Annotated in this window: 14 protein-coding genes and 1 tRNA gene; 5 read left to right on the forward strand and 10 right to left on the reverse strand. The window is 66.9% G+C overall.

Features of this window, described 5'->3' with window-relative positions; genetic code table 11:
- The first annotated feature begins 2 nt into the window (after positions 1 to 2).
- Positions 3 to 875 carry a rhomboid family intramembrane serine protease gene (locus OHB12_RS25120; protein WP_327111250.1) on the forward strand — a complete coding sequence of 291 codons (873 nt, stop codon included), beginning with the start codon at positions 3 to 5 and terminating at the stop codon, positions 873 to 875.
- A gap of 77 nt (positions 876 to 952) precedes the next feature.
- Here OHB12_RS25120 and OHB12_RS25125 read toward each other — a convergent pair whose 3' ends face one another.
- Together OHB12_RS25125 and crgA are read right to left on the reverse strand one after the other, a co-directional pair.
- Positions 953 to 1,435 (reverse strand): PH domain-containing protein, encoded by a 483-nt coding sequence (locus OHB12_RS25125; RefSeq protein ID WP_327111252.1) that lies wholly within the window; start codon positions 1,433 to 1,435, stop codon positions 953 to 955.
- Positions 1,436 to 1,516: 81 nt separating this feature from the next.
- The gene (gene crgA, locus OHB12_RS25130; RefSeq protein WP_327111254.1) at positions 1,517 to 1,780 is read right to left on the reverse strand and encodes a cell division protein CrgA; all 264 of its coding nucleotides are present in this window, start codon (positions 1,778 to 1,780) and stop codon (positions 1,517 to 1,519) included.
- A 176-nt stretch (positions 1,781 to 1,956) separates the two neighbouring features.
- On the opposite strand from crgA, the gene OHB12_RS25135 reads away from it, so the two are divergent.
- Together OHB12_RS25135 and OHB12_RS25140 are read left to right on the forward strand one after the other, a co-directional pair.
- Positions 1,957 to 2,601, forward strand: a complete 645-nt coding sequence (locus OHB12_RS25135; protein WP_327111256.1) for an aminodeoxychorismate/anthranilate synthase component II — start codon at positions 1,957 to 1,959, stop codon at positions 2,599 to 2,601.
- Positions 2,598 to 3,293, forward strand: a complete 696-nt coding sequence (locus OHB12_RS25140; protein ID WP_327111258.1) for a RibD family protein — start codon at positions 2,598 to 2,600, stop codon at positions 3,291 to 3,293. Before OHB12_RS25135 ends, OHB12_RS25140 begins: the two co-directional genes overlap by 4 nt.
- A gap of 206 nt (positions 3,294 to 3,499) precedes the next feature.
- Here OHB12_RS25140 and OHB12_RS25145 read toward each other — a convergent pair whose 3' ends face one another.
- The 8 genes from OHB12_RS25145 to OHB12_RS25180 all read right to left on the reverse strand — a co-directional run bounded on the left by OHB12_RS25145 (position 3,500) and on the right by OHB12_RS25180 (position 14,016).
- Positions 3,500 to 3,919: a CBS domain-containing protein gene (locus OHB12_RS25145; RefSeq protein WP_327111260.1), complete on the reverse strand. Its 420-nt coding sequence runs from the start codon at positions 3,917 to 3,919 to the stop codon at positions 3,500 to 3,502.
- A 137-nt stretch (positions 3,920 to 4,056) separates the two neighbouring features.
- The gene (pknB, locus tag OHB12_RS25150) at positions 4,057 to 5,958 is read right to left on the reverse strand and encodes a Stk1 family PASTA domain-containing Ser/Thr kinase (RefSeq protein ID WP_327111262.1); all 1,902 of its coding nucleotides are present in this window, start codon (positions 5,956 to 5,958) and stop codon (positions 4,057 to 4,059) included.
- Positions 5,955 to 7,478 carry a protein kinase domain-containing protein gene (locus tag OHB12_RS25155; RefSeq protein WP_327111264.1) on the reverse strand — a complete coding sequence of 508 codons (1,524 nt, stop codon included), beginning with the start codon at positions 7,476 to 7,478 and terminating at the stop codon, positions 5,955 to 5,957. Before OHB12_RS25155 ends, pknB begins: the two co-directional genes overlap by 4 nt.
- Positions 7,479 to 7,515: 37 nt before the next feature.
- The gene (locus OHB12_RS25160) at positions 7,516 to 8,982 is read right to left on the reverse strand and encodes a peptidoglycan D,D-transpeptidase FtsI family protein (protein ID WP_327111266.1); all 1,467 of its coding nucleotides are present in this window, start codon (positions 8,980 to 8,982) and stop codon (positions 7,516 to 7,518) included.
- Positions 8,979 to 10,463: an FtsW/RodA/SpoVE family cell cycle protein gene (locus OHB12_RS25165; protein ID WP_327111268.1), complete on the reverse strand. Its 1,485-nt coding sequence runs from the start codon at positions 10,461 to 10,463 to the stop codon at positions 8,979 to 8,981. The genes OHB12_RS25160 and OHB12_RS25165 overlap by 4 nt, the downstream gene beginning before the upstream one ends.
- Positions 10,463 to 11,956: a PP2C family protein-serine/threonine phosphatase gene (locus OHB12_RS25170; RefSeq protein ID WP_327111270.1), complete on the reverse strand. Its 1,494-nt coding sequence runs from the start codon at positions 11,954 to 11,956 to the stop codon at positions 10,463 to 10,465. Before OHB12_RS25170 ends, OHB12_RS25165 begins: the two co-directional genes overlap by 1 nt.
- Complete coding sequence (locus OHB12_RS25175; protein WP_327111272.1) at positions 11,953 to 12,420, reverse strand: FHA domain-containing protein FhaB/FipA; 468 nt, start codon at positions 12,418 to 12,420, stop codon at positions 11,953 to 11,955. Before OHB12_RS25175 ends, OHB12_RS25170 begins: the two co-directional genes overlap by 4 nt.
- 204 nt (positions 12,421 to 12,624) lie before the next feature.
- The gene (locus tag OHB12_RS25180; protein WP_327111274.1) at positions 12,625 to 14,016 is read right to left on the reverse strand and encodes a DUF3662 and FHA domain-containing protein; all 1,392 of its coding nucleotides are present in this window, start codon (positions 14,014 to 14,016) and stop codon (positions 12,625 to 12,627) included.
- Positions 14,017 to 14,242: 226 nt separating this feature from the next.
- On the opposite strand from OHB12_RS25180, the gene OHB12_RS25185 reads away from it, so the two are divergent.
- Both OHB12_RS25185 and OHB12_RS25190 read left to right on the forward strand, forming a co-directional pair.
- Positions 14,243 to 14,325, forward strand: a tRNA-Leu gene (locus tag OHB12_RS25185).
- A gap of 424 nt (positions 14,326 to 14,749) precedes the next feature.
- Positions 14,750 to 15,241, forward strand: coding sequence for a hypothetical protein (locus OHB12_RS25190; RefSeq protein ID WP_327111276.1), 492 nt, complete (start codon positions 14,750 to 14,752; stop codon positions 15,239 to 15,241).
- Positions 15,242 to 15,382 lie beyond the last annotated feature (141 nt).

The following is a 15,382-nucleotide window of genomic DNA, read 5'->3' on the forward strand; positions in this document are numbered from 1 at the left end:
CTATGAACCCTCAGCCGCCCGCACCGACGTGTGTCCGCCACCCGAATCGCCCGACCGGCCTGGCCTGCACTCGGTGCGGGCGGCCGTCCTGTGCGGAGTGCCTGCGTCCAGCGGCGGTAGGCCAGCATTGCGTGGATTGCCTGCGCCAGGACCAGCGCAGCGCGTCGGCGGTGCGCACGGTCGCCGGCGCCCAGACGGCAAGGGCGCCGATGCCGTATGTGACCTATGCCCTGATCGCGGTCAACATAGTCGTCTTCGCGATCACGGCAGCACAGTCGGAGAGCCTGTTGGACAACCAGCGGGGCTCATCGCTGTTCCTGGATTGGGTGCTCTTCGCTCCTGCTGTCGCGGACGGCGAGTGGTGGCGGGTGCTCGGTTCGGGATTTCTGCACTACGGTCCGATCCATCTGCTGCTCAACATGTTCGCGCTGTATGTGGTTGGCCGAGACGCTGAGCTGGTGCTCGGGCGGATGCGCTACCTTGCGGTGTACTTGGTCTCGCTGCTCGGCGGCTCCGCCGCTGTCATGGCGTTGGCGCAGAACACCGTGACGGCAGGCGCGTCCGGTGCGGTGTATGGCCTGTTCGGCGCGATCACGGTCATCCTGATCCGGTTGCGGCAGAGCCCGAACCAGATGTTGATCGTCATCGGCATCAACGTGTTCATCAGTTTCTCGCTGCCCGGAATCTCGCTCTGGGGACACCTCGGCGGTTTGGCCGCAGGCACTCTCGCGACGCTCGGCATCCTGTTCCTGCCGAGCTGGTTGCGGGCGAAATCCCAGGAAACCGCCCGGATGATCGGTTGGGTGGCAGTGGCTGTCGTTGCGATCGTGGCGTTATCGGTGGTGGGCGCGACCGCGGTGACACTGACTTCCTGACCCGGGAATTCGTGCTTCACGTGAAACATCCGCGTGTGCGGTACGCCGTGGTTCCTCATCGATCCGCGGCTGCGGATTCAGCGGGTGTTGTCCTCGGACAGGCGCAAGGCCTCGACCAGGTCGCGGTACACGAATTCGGGATTGGCGCCCAGATCCCAGCGGCCGAAGATCAGCAGTCGCTCGGCGCCCGCATGCTCGACGTCGAGCTCCAGCATTGGCACCTTCCGCCCGAGGCGGCGGTAGCTGACCACCCGGGCGCGGAGGATCTGATCGGGAGAGTATTCGTCGGGGCCGGTCAGAGTGCGGACCACGAGGCGCGGCTCCGCGCCGGGCAGCACGGACAGTCGTGGCCTCTGCCGGAATCCGAGCCCGGCAAGGGCGAGCAGGCCGACCGCCGCGAGCCCGACGAGCAGGCGACTGGCGGCGTCGGTGCCGAGGATCGCGGCACCAGCCAGGATGACGCCGCCTACCGTGACCGCGACGAGTGCGGGGGTTGGGGTGGTCCAGGCGATGCGGGGCTCGGTATCCCGTGGTCCAGGATCCCCAGGTTCAGGAGTCAAGACGCTCCCCAATCGCTCCTCGAGTTGTCCACAGGTTCATCCACAGGTGTGCATGAATGACACGTCTGTAATCCGTCGCGATCAGCGCCAGCGCATGGTCATGATCAGGCCGACCACCATCAGGCCGAATCCGATCAGGAAGTTCCATGCGTTGAGGTCGTTCATCCAGCTGATGTGCTCGGCGGCCAAGTAGTAGACGAGCAGCCAGACGAGCCCGGCCAGCATGAACCCGAGCATGATCGTGACATACCAGACCGGCGACGGCCCTACCTTCACCTTCACCGGGGTCCGGCTGGCGGGGTTGATCGTATAGTCGGTCTTCTTACGGACCTTCGACTTGGGCATGACGTCCTCGTATTCGGCGTACAGGTCGGTACCAGCAGGGCGGATTCAGTTCGGTTCATCTGCCGAGCCCACTCGCCGCTGTGGACGAGGCTCCGGCGCCCTCCGGTGTGCCTCTAGGCTATCCCAACTGCTAATGGATGCGACGTGGTGCCGGGCGGGGACGTAATCTCGATCCCATGCGTGTTCTGGTCGTCGACAATTACGACAGCTTCGTCTTCAATCTGGTGCAGTACCTCGGACAGCTCGGTGTCGACGCCGTGGTCTGGCGCAACGACGATCCGAACCTGGCCGATGTCGACGCGGTCGTGCGCGATTTCGACGGCATCCTGATCAGCCCCGGGCCAGGCACCCCGGACCGCGCGGGGGCCAGTATCGCTCTTGTGCGCGCCTGCGCCGCGCACAACGTTCCGCTGCTCGGCGTGTGCCTGGGCCATCAAGCGTTCGGCGAGGCGTTCGGCGCCACCGTCACCAGAGCCCCCGAACTGTTGCACGGCAAGACGAGTTCGGTGTTCCACATCGGCGCCGGCGTGCTGGTAGGTCTACCCGACCCGTTCACCGCCACTCGGTATCACTCGCTCACGGTTGTCGAGGACTCCCTGCCGGAGGAGATCGAGGTGCTCGGACGCACCGAGAGCGGGATCGTCATGGCCATGCGCCACCGCACCCTGCCGATCCATGGCGTGCAGTTCCATCCCGAATCGGTGCTGACTCAGGGCGGTCACCGCATGCTCGCCAACTGGCTCGGCGTGTGCGGCGAGCGTCCGACCGAGGGGCTGGTGGAGAGGCTGGAGGCGGAGGTCGCCGCTCTGGTGCTGCAGTGACCCGTCCGCATGTACTGCTGTCGGTCGCGATGAGCGTCGACGGATACATCGACGACGCGAGCCCTGAGCGGCTGCGGCTCTCGGACGCCGCAGATTTCGATCGCGTGGACCAGGTGCGCGCGGACTCCGACGCGATCCTCGTCGGCGCGCAGACCCTGCGCAGGGACAACCCGCGGCTGCTTGTCGACAGCGCCGACCGTAGGGCCGCGCGTGTCGCGGCGGGCAAACCGGAGTATCCGCTCAAGGTGACAGTGTCGGCGAGTGGCGACCTGGATCCCGGCTTGCGGTTCTGGCACCATGGCGGCGGCAAGCTCGCCTACACCACCGACGCGGGCGCAGCACGGCTCACCGATCGGTTGGCTGGTCTGGCCGAGGTGACGAGCCTCGGCGCCGACCTCGACTTCGGCGCGTTGCTGGACGACCTGGGTCGGCGTGGCATCGCCCGCCTCATGGTGGAGGGCGGCACCCGCGTCCACACCGCCTTCCTCGCGGCCGATCTGGCCGACGAACTGCACTTGGCCGTCGCCCCGATCCTGGTCGGCGACGTCGCGGCGCCACGCTTCCTCGCCGCCGCCGACTACCCGGGCGCGCCGCACCGCAGGATGCGGCTCGCGGACGTGACCCGAGTGGGCGACGTCGCCGTGCTGCGCTACCTACCGAAAGCGAATAGTGCCGATCGGCGGATCGGTTGATCGGCGGATCGGTTGATCGGAATGCGTCGTGCGGTGACGCCCCAGGTGCTAGAGCGCACTGCGACGCAACGGTCGCGCGTTTCCTGGCTGATGGCTGTCCGTGACGACGAGCCACATGCTCGAAACTACGGCAGCATGGTGTCGAGTTGGTCGAACCGGCCCAGGCGGCGATGTCTACGAACCGCCACCTGGACCTGTCCTGGAACCTAAGGCCGTCCGTAGACCGCGGTCACGAACTCGCCGAGCTGATTGTCGTCCAGATGCCTGGCCAGGTCCGCCTCGCTGATCATGCCGACGAGCCTCTTGTTCTCGATCACCGGGATCCGCTTGACCCGATGACTTTCCATCTCGTCGAGCACGACCTCGATGTCGGCGTTCGCGTCGACCCAGCGCGGCGTCGCCTCGCACAGGTCGGCGACCCGGGTTTTGCCCGGGGGCAGACCCTGGGCAATGCACTTCACAACGATGTCGCGGTCGGTGACGATGCCACACATCCGCTCGTTCTCATCCGAGATGACCAGGGATCCGACGCCGAGTTCGGCCATGATGCGGGCGGCCTTTTCGACGGTCTCGTCCTTGGAGATCCACTGTGCGCCGGGTTTCATGATGTCCCTGGCGGTGGTCATGAGCTACCTCCTCGTGCTCAGCTGCGCTGATTGGGATGAAGCACGCTCATTCTCCCGCACTTTCACACCGAGTGGTCTCGTTTTTCTCGATACCAGACGTTTCCGTGGGGACGACCCCACGGAAACGGCGACACCATTCACGGCGGGCCGATAACTCCCACGCCGACCGCAATGGACCCGTTCTTCTGGACCGAACTTCCGGCGGACGGTTGCTGGCTGAGGACGCGGCCCACGTTGCCCGCGTCGAAAGTGCCCTGCGGGGACTGGCTGACCTGGCTCGTGCTGCCGGTCCAGCCCTCCGCGCGGAGCTTGTCCACCGCCTGCGAGACCGTGAGACCGATCAATGAAGGCATCTTCAGATCGCCTGCGGACACCTGCACGGTAACCGTGGATCCCTTGTCCGCCGTGCTGCCGCCCGAGGGGCTGGACGCGATCACTTCGCCTTTCGGCTTCGACGACTGCACTTCTTGGACGAACACTTTGAAGCCGTTGCCCTCGATATTCGGCTCGGCGACATCGATTTGCTGTCCGACGACGTAGGGAACGCGAACCGCTTCGGGGCCGGTGCCGACGGTGACGATCACTTCCCAATCGACATCGACCTTCGAACCCGGCGACGGGTTCTGCTCGATCACCGTGTCCTTCTCCGCGGTGCTCGACGGCTTGCGGTCGACGTTCGAGTTCAACCGCAGACCCTTGGCGTTCAGCTCCTGCTCGGCTTGCTGCTGCGACAGGCCCGTCAGCTTCGGCACCTGAACCTGTGCGGGACCGGTGGAGACCTGGACCGTGATGGTGCTGCCCTTGTCGATCCGCGATCCGCCGAGCGGCTGGGTGGCGATCACATTGCCCGTCGCGACCTTGCTGTCCGGCTTCTGCTGGATCGCCACCGTGAACCCGAGCTTCTGCAGCGAGTCCTGTGCCTGCTGGGAAGACTTGTTCGACATGTCGGGAACGGCTACCTGGTCCGGTCTGCTTCCCGGGCCGAGTAACACCCAGAACAGCGCGAACACCACCGCGATCGCGGCGGCGGCGCCGATCGCGATGTAGGCGGTGCGGCGCTGATTGGCAGGATCGGTCGGGTCCTGCTCCGCGGTGTCGTCGTTGCGCTCGATGGTGCGGTAGCTGCGCGGCGCGGGCTCGTCCGCGCCCATGATGGTGGTGCGGTCCTCCTCGGTCATCACCATCGGGGCGCTCGGCTTCTGGCCGCCGAGCACCCGGATCAGGTCGGCGCGCATCTCGGCCGCGGTCTGGTACCGGTTGGCCGGGTTTTTGCTCATCGCTTTGAGCACGACCGAGTCGAGCTCGCGTGGCACGCCCGAGTACACGTGCGAGGGAAGCCGTGGGTCCTCCCGGACATGCTGGTAAGCGACCGCAACCGGCGAGTCGCCGGTGAAAGGTGGTTCCCCGGTGAGGATTTCGAACAGCACGCAGCCGACGGAGTAGACGTCCGAACGCGCGTCCACCGTCTCGCCGCGGGCCTGTTCCGGCGAAAGATACTGCGCTGTCCCGATGACCGCGGCGGTCTGCGTCATCGGGTTGGCGCTATCGGCGATCGCACGGGCGATGCCGAAGTCCATCACTTTCACAGCGCCGGCTCGGTTGATCATGATGTTCGCGGGCTTCATGTCGCGGTGCACGATTCCGGCCTTGTGGCTGAAATCCAATGCGGCACAGACATCGGCGACAACTTCCATCGCGCGGCGCGGCGGTAGTGGACCCTTGCCGCGGACGATGTCGCGCAGCGTGTCACCGTCCACGTACTCCATCACGATGTACGGCAGCGGACCGCCGTCCACCTCGGCCTCGCCGGTGTCGTAGACCGCGACGATGGCCGGGTGGTTGAGCGCGGCGGCGTTCTGCGCCTCGCGCTTGAACCGGAGGTAGAACGTGGGGTCGCGCGCCAGGTCGGCGCGCAGCACCTTGATCGCCACGTCCCGGCTCAGCCGGACATCGCGCGCCTTGTGCACCTCGGACATTCCGCCGAACCCGATGATCTCGCCCAGCTCGTAGCGGGAGGAGAGATTCTTCGGGGTCGTCATGGTTGTCCTTGCCAAGGAGTAGCGGGCACGCTGACGGTGGCCGAGGGTCCTCGGGCACCAGGAATCTCCGGAAATGGTAAGTCGAAGGTGGGAATTCGTGGCCGCGTGGTGGTGGTCGGCGCGGTCGGGGTCGGCTTCGTCGTGCTCGGTGCCGTGGTGCTGGGCGGCGGGGTGGTCGTCGTCTGCTCCGGGGTCGTAGTCGGTGGCTCGGTGGTTGTCGGTTCCGGGACGGTCGTGACCACCGGCGGCGGTGCGGGTTTGGGGGTGGTCGTGGTGACGATCGGCGGCACCGGCTTCGGACTCGGCGCGGTCGTCGAGGTCGGTGACGGCGTCGAATTCGGGTTGGTGTCACCGCCGAACAGCAGGTAGAGCGTGAGGGCACCGACCAGGACGGCGCCGATGCCGAGCCCGGCGAACCACTTCTGCGTCGCGGTGAATCGCTTGCCGTCATCGGGGGGCCGGGTATCGCCGCCGGTGCCATGGCTCATCAAAGTCGCCGGCGCCGCGGCGGGCGCACCCGCATGGCCCGCCGCGCCGATCGCCCCAGCCGCGGGCGTCGAGTAGCGCACCGTAGCACCGTCGAAATCATGTGCTGTGGAGGGAATGACGGCGGTGGGGCCGGGCGGCAGCACCCGGGTGGCTCCGGTGAGGGGGGTGGAGGGATGGGAGCCGCTCGGCGGCGGCGGGCGGCGGCCCGCGCGCACCGCGGCAACCGCGTCGGCGAACTCACCGCCGCGGGCGTAGCGGCGCCCCGGCTCCTTGGCCATGGTGATCTCGATCAGCTCGCGGACGTTGCCGGGCAGATCGGACGGCATCGGCGGCGGAGTCTCCCGAACATGCTTCATCGCCACCGTGATCGCGCCGTCGCCGATGAAGGGCCGCTGCCCGGCGAGCGCCTCGTAGCCGACCACGCCGAGCGAATACACGTCGCTTGCCGCGGTGGCGTCCTCGCCGACCGCCTGCTCAGGCGCGATGTACTGGGCGGTGCCCATCACCATGCCGGTCTTGGTCACCGGGGAAGCGTCCACCGCCTTGGCGATGCCGAAGTCGGTGATCTTCACCTGGCCGGTAGGCGTCACCAGGATGTTGCCCGGCTTCACGTCGCGGTGCACCACGCCTGCGCGGTGCGCCACCTCGAGCGCGCGCCCGGTCTGCTCCAGCATGTCCAAGCCCTGGGCCACCGACAGTCTGCCGAGCCGGTTGAGCACCGTGTTCAGCGGCTCGCCCTGGACCAATTCCATGACCAAGTAGGCGGTTTCGCTGCCCTGCGGGTCGATGGTCTCGCCGTAGTCGTAGATACCGGCGATACCGGGGTGATTCAGCTGGGCGGTGGTCTTCGCCTCGGTGCGGAATCGATGCCGGAACGTCGGGTCGGCCGAGAACTCCGACTTGAGCACCTTGACCGCGACCCGGCGGTCCAGCCTCGTATCCAGGGCTTCCCAGACCTGGCCCATGCCGCCGGTCGCGATCAGTCTCTGCAGCCGGTACCGGTCGGCGATCATCGCACCGTTGTTCAGCATCGAGGTCCCCGTACCTTCACTCGCACATCCATATCGTTCAGCCCCCTCGAAGACCCGCGTCCAGGACCGCACGAGCCACCGGCGCGGCCACCGAGCCGCCGGTCGCGGCAAGCGCCCGATCCCCGCCGTTCTCCACGATCACCGCGATGGCGATCTTCGGGTTCTGCGCGGGGGCGAACGCGATGTACCAAGCGTGCGGCGGCGTGTTGCGCGGGTTGGACCCGTGTTCCGCGGTGCCGGTCTTGGACGCGATCTGATAGCGGGACTGGGCACCTCCGGCGGTGTTGTTCTCCGACGCGATCATCAGGTTGGTTACGGTCGACGCTACCTGGGCGCTGACCGCCTGTCCGACCGAGACCGGCTTGGTCTTGGAGAGCTCGCTCAAGTCCGGGCCCTGCAGCTGATCGACCAGGTAGGGCTCCATTCGGACGCCCCCGTTGGCGATGGTCGCCGCGACGACCGCGTTGTCCAGCGGGGTCAACGCCACGTCCCGCTGGCCGATGCTGCTCTGGGCCAGCGCGGCGTTGTCCGAGATCGTGCCGACGGTGCTCTCCGCTACCGGCATCGGGATCCCACGGTGCGGGCCGATGCCGAATGCGGCCGCCTCGTCCTTGAGGTTCGCGGCGCCCACCTTGACTCCGAGTTCGGCGAACGCGGTGTTGCAGGACAGCCGGAACGCGTCGTAGAGCGAGGCGGTCGGGTTCGGCCCGCAGGTGGAGCCGTTGTAGTTCTCCAGCGTGGTGGTGGTGCCGGGCAACGTGATATTCGGCGCCGCGGTGAACTGGTCCTCCGGGGTGGCGGTGCGGTTGGCCAGCGCGGCGGCGGTGACCACCACCTTGAACGTGGAGCCGGGCGGGTAGGTCTGTGAGATAGCCCGATTCAACATCGGATGGCGCGGATCCGCACTCAGGGTTTCCCATGCCTGGGTGCCGCGCGCGCCGTCGTGCCCCGAGAGCAGGTTCGGGTCGTAGCTCGGCGTGGAAACCATGGTGAGAATCTTGCCGGTACTCGGCTCGATCGCCACCACCGAGCCGGTGTAACCCTTGCTGGTCAGCTGGTCATAGGCGACCTGCTGCATCACCGGGTCGAGGGTGGTGAGCACGTTGCCGCCGCGTGGATCCCGGCCGGACACGAGGTCGACGAGACGGCTGCCGAACAGCTGACTGTCGGACCCGTTCAGCAGCGCGTCCTCGGCTCGCTCCAGCCCTGTGCTGCCGTACTGCATCGAGTAGAAGCCGGTGGCGGGCGCGAATGCCTCGGGGTCGGTCGGGTAGGTGCGCAGGTATTTGTAGCGGTCGTCGGTGGCGACCGAGCTCGCCAATACGGTGCCGCCCGCGGAGATCTGTCCGCGCTGGCGGGAATACTCGTCGAGCAGCACCCGCGAGTTGCGCGGGTCGTTGCGGTAATCGTCGGCCTTGATCACCTGAACGTAGGTGGCGTTCAGCAGCAGACCGACGATCATCAGCATCACCGCGACCGCGACTCGGCGTAGCGGAGTGTTCATGTCACGGGCCCCGCTTCCGGTCGTGCCGCGTCGCGGCGCAGCAGTTCGGTCTGCGCATCGGCGATCGGCGCTGGTTCCTTCTTGCGCACCGGGGCGGGCGCCCGTGCGGCGTCCGAAACCTTGATGAGCAACGCGAGCAGCGCGTAATTGGCGAGCAGGGAGGAGCCGCCGTAGGACATGAACGGCGTGGTGAGACCGGTCAGCGGAATCAGCTTGGTGACGCCGCCGACCACTACGAACAGCTGGATCGCGATGGTGAACGACAGGCCGGCGGCGAGCAGTTTGCCGAAGCTGTCGCGCACCGCGAGCGCCGTGCGCAGGCCGCGTACCACGAACACCAGGAACAGCACGAGCACCGCGGCTAGCCCGATCAGCCCGAGCTCCTCACCGATCGTGGTGATGATGAAGTCGGTCTTGGCGAAAGGCACCTGGTTGGGCCTGCCGCTGCCGAGCCCTGTCCCCGCGAGGCCGCCGGTGGCCAGGCCGAACAGTGACTGCGAGATCTGGTAGCCGGTGTTGTTGTAGTCGTCGAATGGGTGCAGCCAGGTTTCCACCCGGACCCGGACGTGACCGAACAGCTGGTAGGCGAAGAAAAAGCCGAGCGCGAGCAGCCCGCCTCCGATGATCAGCCAGCCGACACGCTCGGTGGCGATGTACAGCATTACCAGCACGGTGCTGAAGATCAAGAGCGATGTACCGAGGTCCTTCTCGAACACCAGCACGCCGATGCAGACGAGCCAGACCACCAGGATCGGGCCGAGGTCGCGGGCGCGGGGGAACTCCATGCCGAGCACATGGCGCCCGGCGGCGGTGAACAGATCGCGCTTGGCGACCAGCACGGACGCGAAGAAGATGATCAGCAGGATCTTGGCGAACTCACCCGGCTGCACGCTGAATCCGGGCAGGCGGATCCAGATCTTCGCGCCGTTGGTCTCCGAGAACTTGCTGGGCAGGATGGCCGGAATGGCCAGTGCGACAAGTCCGATGAGGCCGAGTGTGTAGCTGTAGCGAGCCAGCGTGCGGTAATCGCGCAGCGCGATCAGCAGCACGATGAACACGGCCGTGCCCAACGCGGTCCATAGGATCTGCTGGTTGGCGTCGGGAGAGGGAACCGCCCATGAGTTGTACGCGGCGGTCTGCTCGTCGGCGAGGTCGAGCCGATGGATCAGCACCAGGCCGAGGCCGTTGAGCAGCGCGACGATCGGCAGCAGCAGCGGGTCGGCGAACGGCGCGAATCGCCGCACGGTCAGATGCGCGACACCGAACAACGCCAGATACGCCAGACCGTACTTGGCGATCTCCCAGGTGATCGACTGCTCCTGACTGGCCTCGACCAGAAACAGAGAGCCTGTGGTGATCACTGCCGCCCCGGCAAGCAGCAACAGTTCGACGTTGCGTCTGGTGCTCGGCGGGGGCGCGGGAGCGAATCCGCCCGGGGGACTGGGAAAGGCCCCCGCGGACGGCGGTGACGGTGCGGACATCAGTCCGTCACCCGGCAGTTCTCCCCCGCGGTCTGGGGGTTCGACGACGTGCTCGACGGCGGGGCAGGAGCCTCCGACTTCGTCGGTGTCTTGATCTCGGTGCCCCTGATGTCACCCTCGCCGGGCGCGGGCGCGGGCGTGGTGGTCGGGGCAGGCGCCGCGCCGGCGGGTCCCGGCGGCGCGGGCTCGGTGGACGGGATGACCCCCGGCTGCGGCACTGACCCCTTGGCCGGGCACGGCGGCAACAGTTCTCGCTGGGCGAGATAGGTCATCGAGTCCTTGGCCTTGTCCAGCGAACCCGGAGGCAACCCCTTGTCCACCTGATCGCGGCCGGTCTGCTTCAGATCGCCGACCGTCAGCGGCTTGCAGGAGGACGGCAGGTCGTCGCGATGCTCGGTCAGGGTGAGTTCACCGCCGCGGGTCACGCAGCCGACCAGGTTCACGTCGTGGATCGAGTAGCCGAGGATCGATCCGGGCAGCCCGCGCAGGATCACCACCGAACCGTCATCGGCGCCGACGTAGTAGTTGCTGCGAATCATCTTGTAGCCGACCAGAAGTCCGATACAGACGGCAACGACCAGCGCCACCGCGAGCACGATCCAGCGCAGCCGGTATGACTTCCCTTTCTCGGGAGGCTCCGGCGTGGCGGCGGATCTGCGCGGCGCGGCCCGTGGCGGACGCAGCGCTGAGGCGCGGCCCGCGGCCGTGTTCGGCGGCGGCGTGTCGTCGTCGACGCCGGACGCGGCGCCCGCCACGATCGGGTGGCTCTGCCCGTAGTCCAGATCTATGACGTCGGCCACGACCACGGTCACGTTGTCGGGACCACCGCTGCGCAACGCGAGTTCGATGAGCCGGTCGGCACATTCGTCGGTCGTGCCCTCGCGCATGGTGTTCGCGATGGTCTCGTCGCTGACCACGTCGGAGAGGCCGTCGGAGCACAGCAGATAGCGATCCCCGGCACGTGCCTCGCGCATGATCAGCGTCGGCTCGATCTCGTTGCCGGTGAGCGCGCGCATGATCAGCGAACGCTGCGGGTGCGTGTGCGCCTGCTCGGGTGTGATCCTGCCCTCGTCGACCAGGGACTGGACGAACGTGTCGTCCCTGGTGATCTGGGCGAGCTCACCGCCGCGCAGCATGTAGGCGCGCGAGTCGCCGATGTGCACGAGGCCGAGCTTCTTGCCCGCGAACAGGATTGCCGTGAGCGTGGTGCCCATGCCGTCGAGCTCGGGCTCTTCCTCGACCTGGTCGGCGATGGCCGCGTTGCCCTCTCGGGTCGCCGCGTCGAGTTTGCCGAGTAGATCGTCGCCCGGCTCGTCGTCGTCGAGGTGGGCGAGCGCGGCGATCATCAACTGAGAGGCGACTTCTCCCGCGGCGTGGCCGCCCATGCCGTCGGCGAGTGCGAGTAGTCGCGCGCCCGCATACACGGAGTCTTCGTTGTTGCCTCGGACGAGACCGCGGTCGCTGCGCGCTGCGTAGCGGAGAACAAGTGTCACGATCGGAGCTCGATCACTGTTTTACCGACACGGATGGGCGTGCCGAGTGGAACTCGGACCGCGGTCGTGACTTTCGCGCGATCGAGATAGGTGCCGTTCGTCGAGCCGAGATCTTCGACGTACCAGTCGTCACCACGCGGAGAAAGTCGCGCATGTCTGGTCGAGGCGTAGTCATCAGTGAGTACCAGCGTGGAATCATCCGCACGTCCGATCAGCACCGGTTGGGTGCCGAGCGAGATGCGAGTGCCGGCGAGTGAACCTTGAGTCACCACAAGAAATTTGGCGCCCTTCTGGCCCCGGCTGAAGGAAGGCAGCACCGCGGAACCGCGTGCGGCCCTGGGCTGTATCCGAATGCCGGATGCCGCGTAGATGTCGCTGCGCAACGTGCGCAGCACAGCCCACACGAACAACCACAACAGCAGAAGGAACCCCGCACGGGTCAGTTGCAGGATCAGTCCCTGCACGGCGCTCCACCTCCTGTTCGACCGTGTACGTCGGTGCCGTAGGTGCGGTTCGACCACCCCCACCAGCCTGCTGGTCTTGCCGGCCCCGGTATCGGTGCCGCGCGTGTGTTGGCAGCATCATAGGGCCGTCGGTCGATTTCGATCACGATACGACCGACGAATCCTCGAGAGCCATGTCGTGACCTGCACCGCGAGCTTACGGGATCAGAGGATACGGATCAGGATCTCGGAATGCCCGGCGCGGATGACATCGCCGTCGGCGAGTTGCCAATCCTGCACGGGGGAACCGTTCACCAGGGTGCCGTTGGTGGAGCCGAGATCGGACAACATCGCGGTTTGGCCGTCCCAGCGCACCTCGATGTGCCTGCGCGAGACACCGGTGTCCGGCAGCCGGAAGTGCGCGTCCTGGCCGCGGCCGATGATGTTGCTGCCTTCCCGTAGCTGGTAAGTCCGACCACTGCCGTCGTCGAGCTGCAGGGTCGCGGAGTAGCCCGAACCGGCCGCGGCCGCGGCGCCGTAACCCTGGCCGCCGCCGTAGCCCTGCTGCGCGCCGTAGCCCTGCTGCTGCGAGTAGGCCTGGCCGTAGCCGCCCTGCTCATCCTGGCCGTAGCCGCCTTGATCGCCGTAGGTCTGGTCGCCGTAGCCGGGTTCAGCGTAGCCCGGCTGGCCGTAGCCCTGGCCTTGCTGGCTGTACCCGGGTTCGGCATAGCCCTGCTGCTGGCCGTAGCCGGGATCGCTGTAGCTTTGCTGGCCGTACCCGGAATCGGCATAGCCCTGCTGCTGGCCGTAGCCGGGATCGCTGTAGCCTTGCTGGCCGTACCCGGAATCGGCATAGCCCTGCTGCTGGCCGTAGCCGCGGTCGCCGTACCCCTGCTGGCCGTAACCTGGGTCACCGTACCCCTGCTGGCCGTAGCCGCGGTCGCCTTGCTGGTAGTCGTAGCCGTTCTGGTAGTCGCCGTACCCCTGCTGAGCGTCCGGCGCTTGGTAATCCGCTGCGTACGCGCCGCCGCCGCGGCCGTAGTCGTCGCGGTACGCGCCGTTCTGCGGACCGCCGCGACCAGCAGGCGGTGGGGCGTACCCGCGGTTGCGTGGATCGGACTCCGCGGGCTCACGGCTCGGGTCGTAGCCTGAGTTCTGCGTCATGGGGCCAGCTCCTGGTTGCGGGGTTGCAGGTCGTTGTGGCGGTGATTCGGGGCCGCGAGCCGCTGTGGCTCTGTGCCCGACGTCCGGATCGACGCGGCCACTTGCCCTGAACTGTCCGGTGTGCAGCGTAGGTGATGCCTCGAACGCCACGTGTACTTCGCCGTAGGTCTGCCAGCCTTGCTCGCGGATGTAATCCTGTAGATGTTTGGCGAACGCGCGGGTAGTGAGGTCGTGATCGGCATCCAGTTGCTGGTGATCCGAGGAGTTGATCGTGATCACATAACTGTTGGGCGCCAGGAGATGGCCGCCGCCGAGATCCTGGACGTGATCGGCAGCCTCACGTTGCAGCGCCGCTTCCACCTCCTGTGGCACGACATTGCCGCCGAACACTCTGGCGAAGACATCCCCGACGGCGCCCTGTAGGCGACGCTCGAACCGCGAAACGATGCCCATCTCGGCCTCCTCTCGGTGAGCGTCTCTTTCCTGATTCGTAACAACGACACGCGAGTATGGCGTGTCGCTTATCAACCACGTTCATTGCATGATATCCACGATCGTCCACACCTGTAACTATTGGCGGTGGCCCCAGGTTCCCGCACCTGTCGAGCCCCCATGTCAGGGCTCTGAAATGGGGATTTCATGTCCGGCGCAGGGGCGTGATACTGTCTCTCAGTCGCTCGGGCGAGTGGCGGAATGGCAGACGCGCTGGCTTCAGGTGCCAGTGTCCTTCGGGACGTGGGGGTTCAAGTCCCCCTTCGCCCACAGTGTAGTTCGAAATGGCCGCAGGTCAGAGAGCTTTCTCTGACCTGCGGCCATTTCGGTCAGCGAAACTTGTTGATGTCGCGCCGCCGACAATCACCCGCCGATACCTGTCGTACAGTCGACAACCGCATGCAGGAGACGGGCTTCCCGCGTCGCGGCGACATCAGTTTCTCGCAGGCGGCGATGTGGCGGGCCAGGCGGTCACATCGAGAGAGATCTGCGTCGTTCTTGCTCATCGATCGTGGCGCGGCGCCCGGCTGGCCGGTGCTGCGAGCGCGTCGGGATCGACCTGTGCACACGGCGTGCCGACGTGATGGGCCGTGCGGATCGGCCGGGTCAGGGTGGCCATCTCCACTGGTGCCCGCGGGCATCCGCGCTGGAGCCAGTCGGTGGCCACGCCGATGAGCCCGCCGGCGATCTCGTGGTGGCGACCATCCCGCTGAACGCTTACGACCGGCTTCCCGCCGCCGACCTGGCCGGCAAGACCGTCATCGACACGATGAACTACTACCCGCAGCGCGACGGGCGCGTCGCCGTGCTGGATTCCGCCGAGCTGACCTCGAGCGCCCTGGTGCAGCGCCACCTCTCCGGCTCTCGTGTAGTCAAGGCGTTCAACAACATCGACTTTCGTCGCCTGCTCACCAGTGCCCGGCCCTCGGGCGCCGCCGATCGCAGCGCCCTGCCTATCGCTGACGACGACGCAGCTGCCAAGGCCGAGGTGGCCGCGCTGCTGAACGCCCTCGGCTACGACGCGGTGGACATCGGCGCCTTTGCCGACAGTTGTGCAGTGAACCCGGCACACCGGTCTATGTGCAGCCGTACTTCCCTGCGCAACGCCCGGAGGGAGTTGACCCAGGACGAGACGTACCGCTGGTTCCTCGAGACCCCTGGAGTTGCGGTGCTTCCGGCCGAGTGAAGGAGCTGACCGCCAGCGCAGTGCGGGGCCTCGCAGGCGGCATCTACCCGGCCTCTGCCGGTAAGTGAGGAATCCGATGTGGCGCGACTGCCACTTCGTGTTGCTATCGTCAGCGCCCTCCGGTGCAAACGCCCTCGGGGG

It is taken from the genome of Nocardia sp. NBC_01730 (genome assembly GCF_035920445.1).
Taxonomy (GTDB): Bacteria; Actinomycetota; Actinomycetes; order Mycobacteriales; family Mycobacteriaceae; genus Nocardia.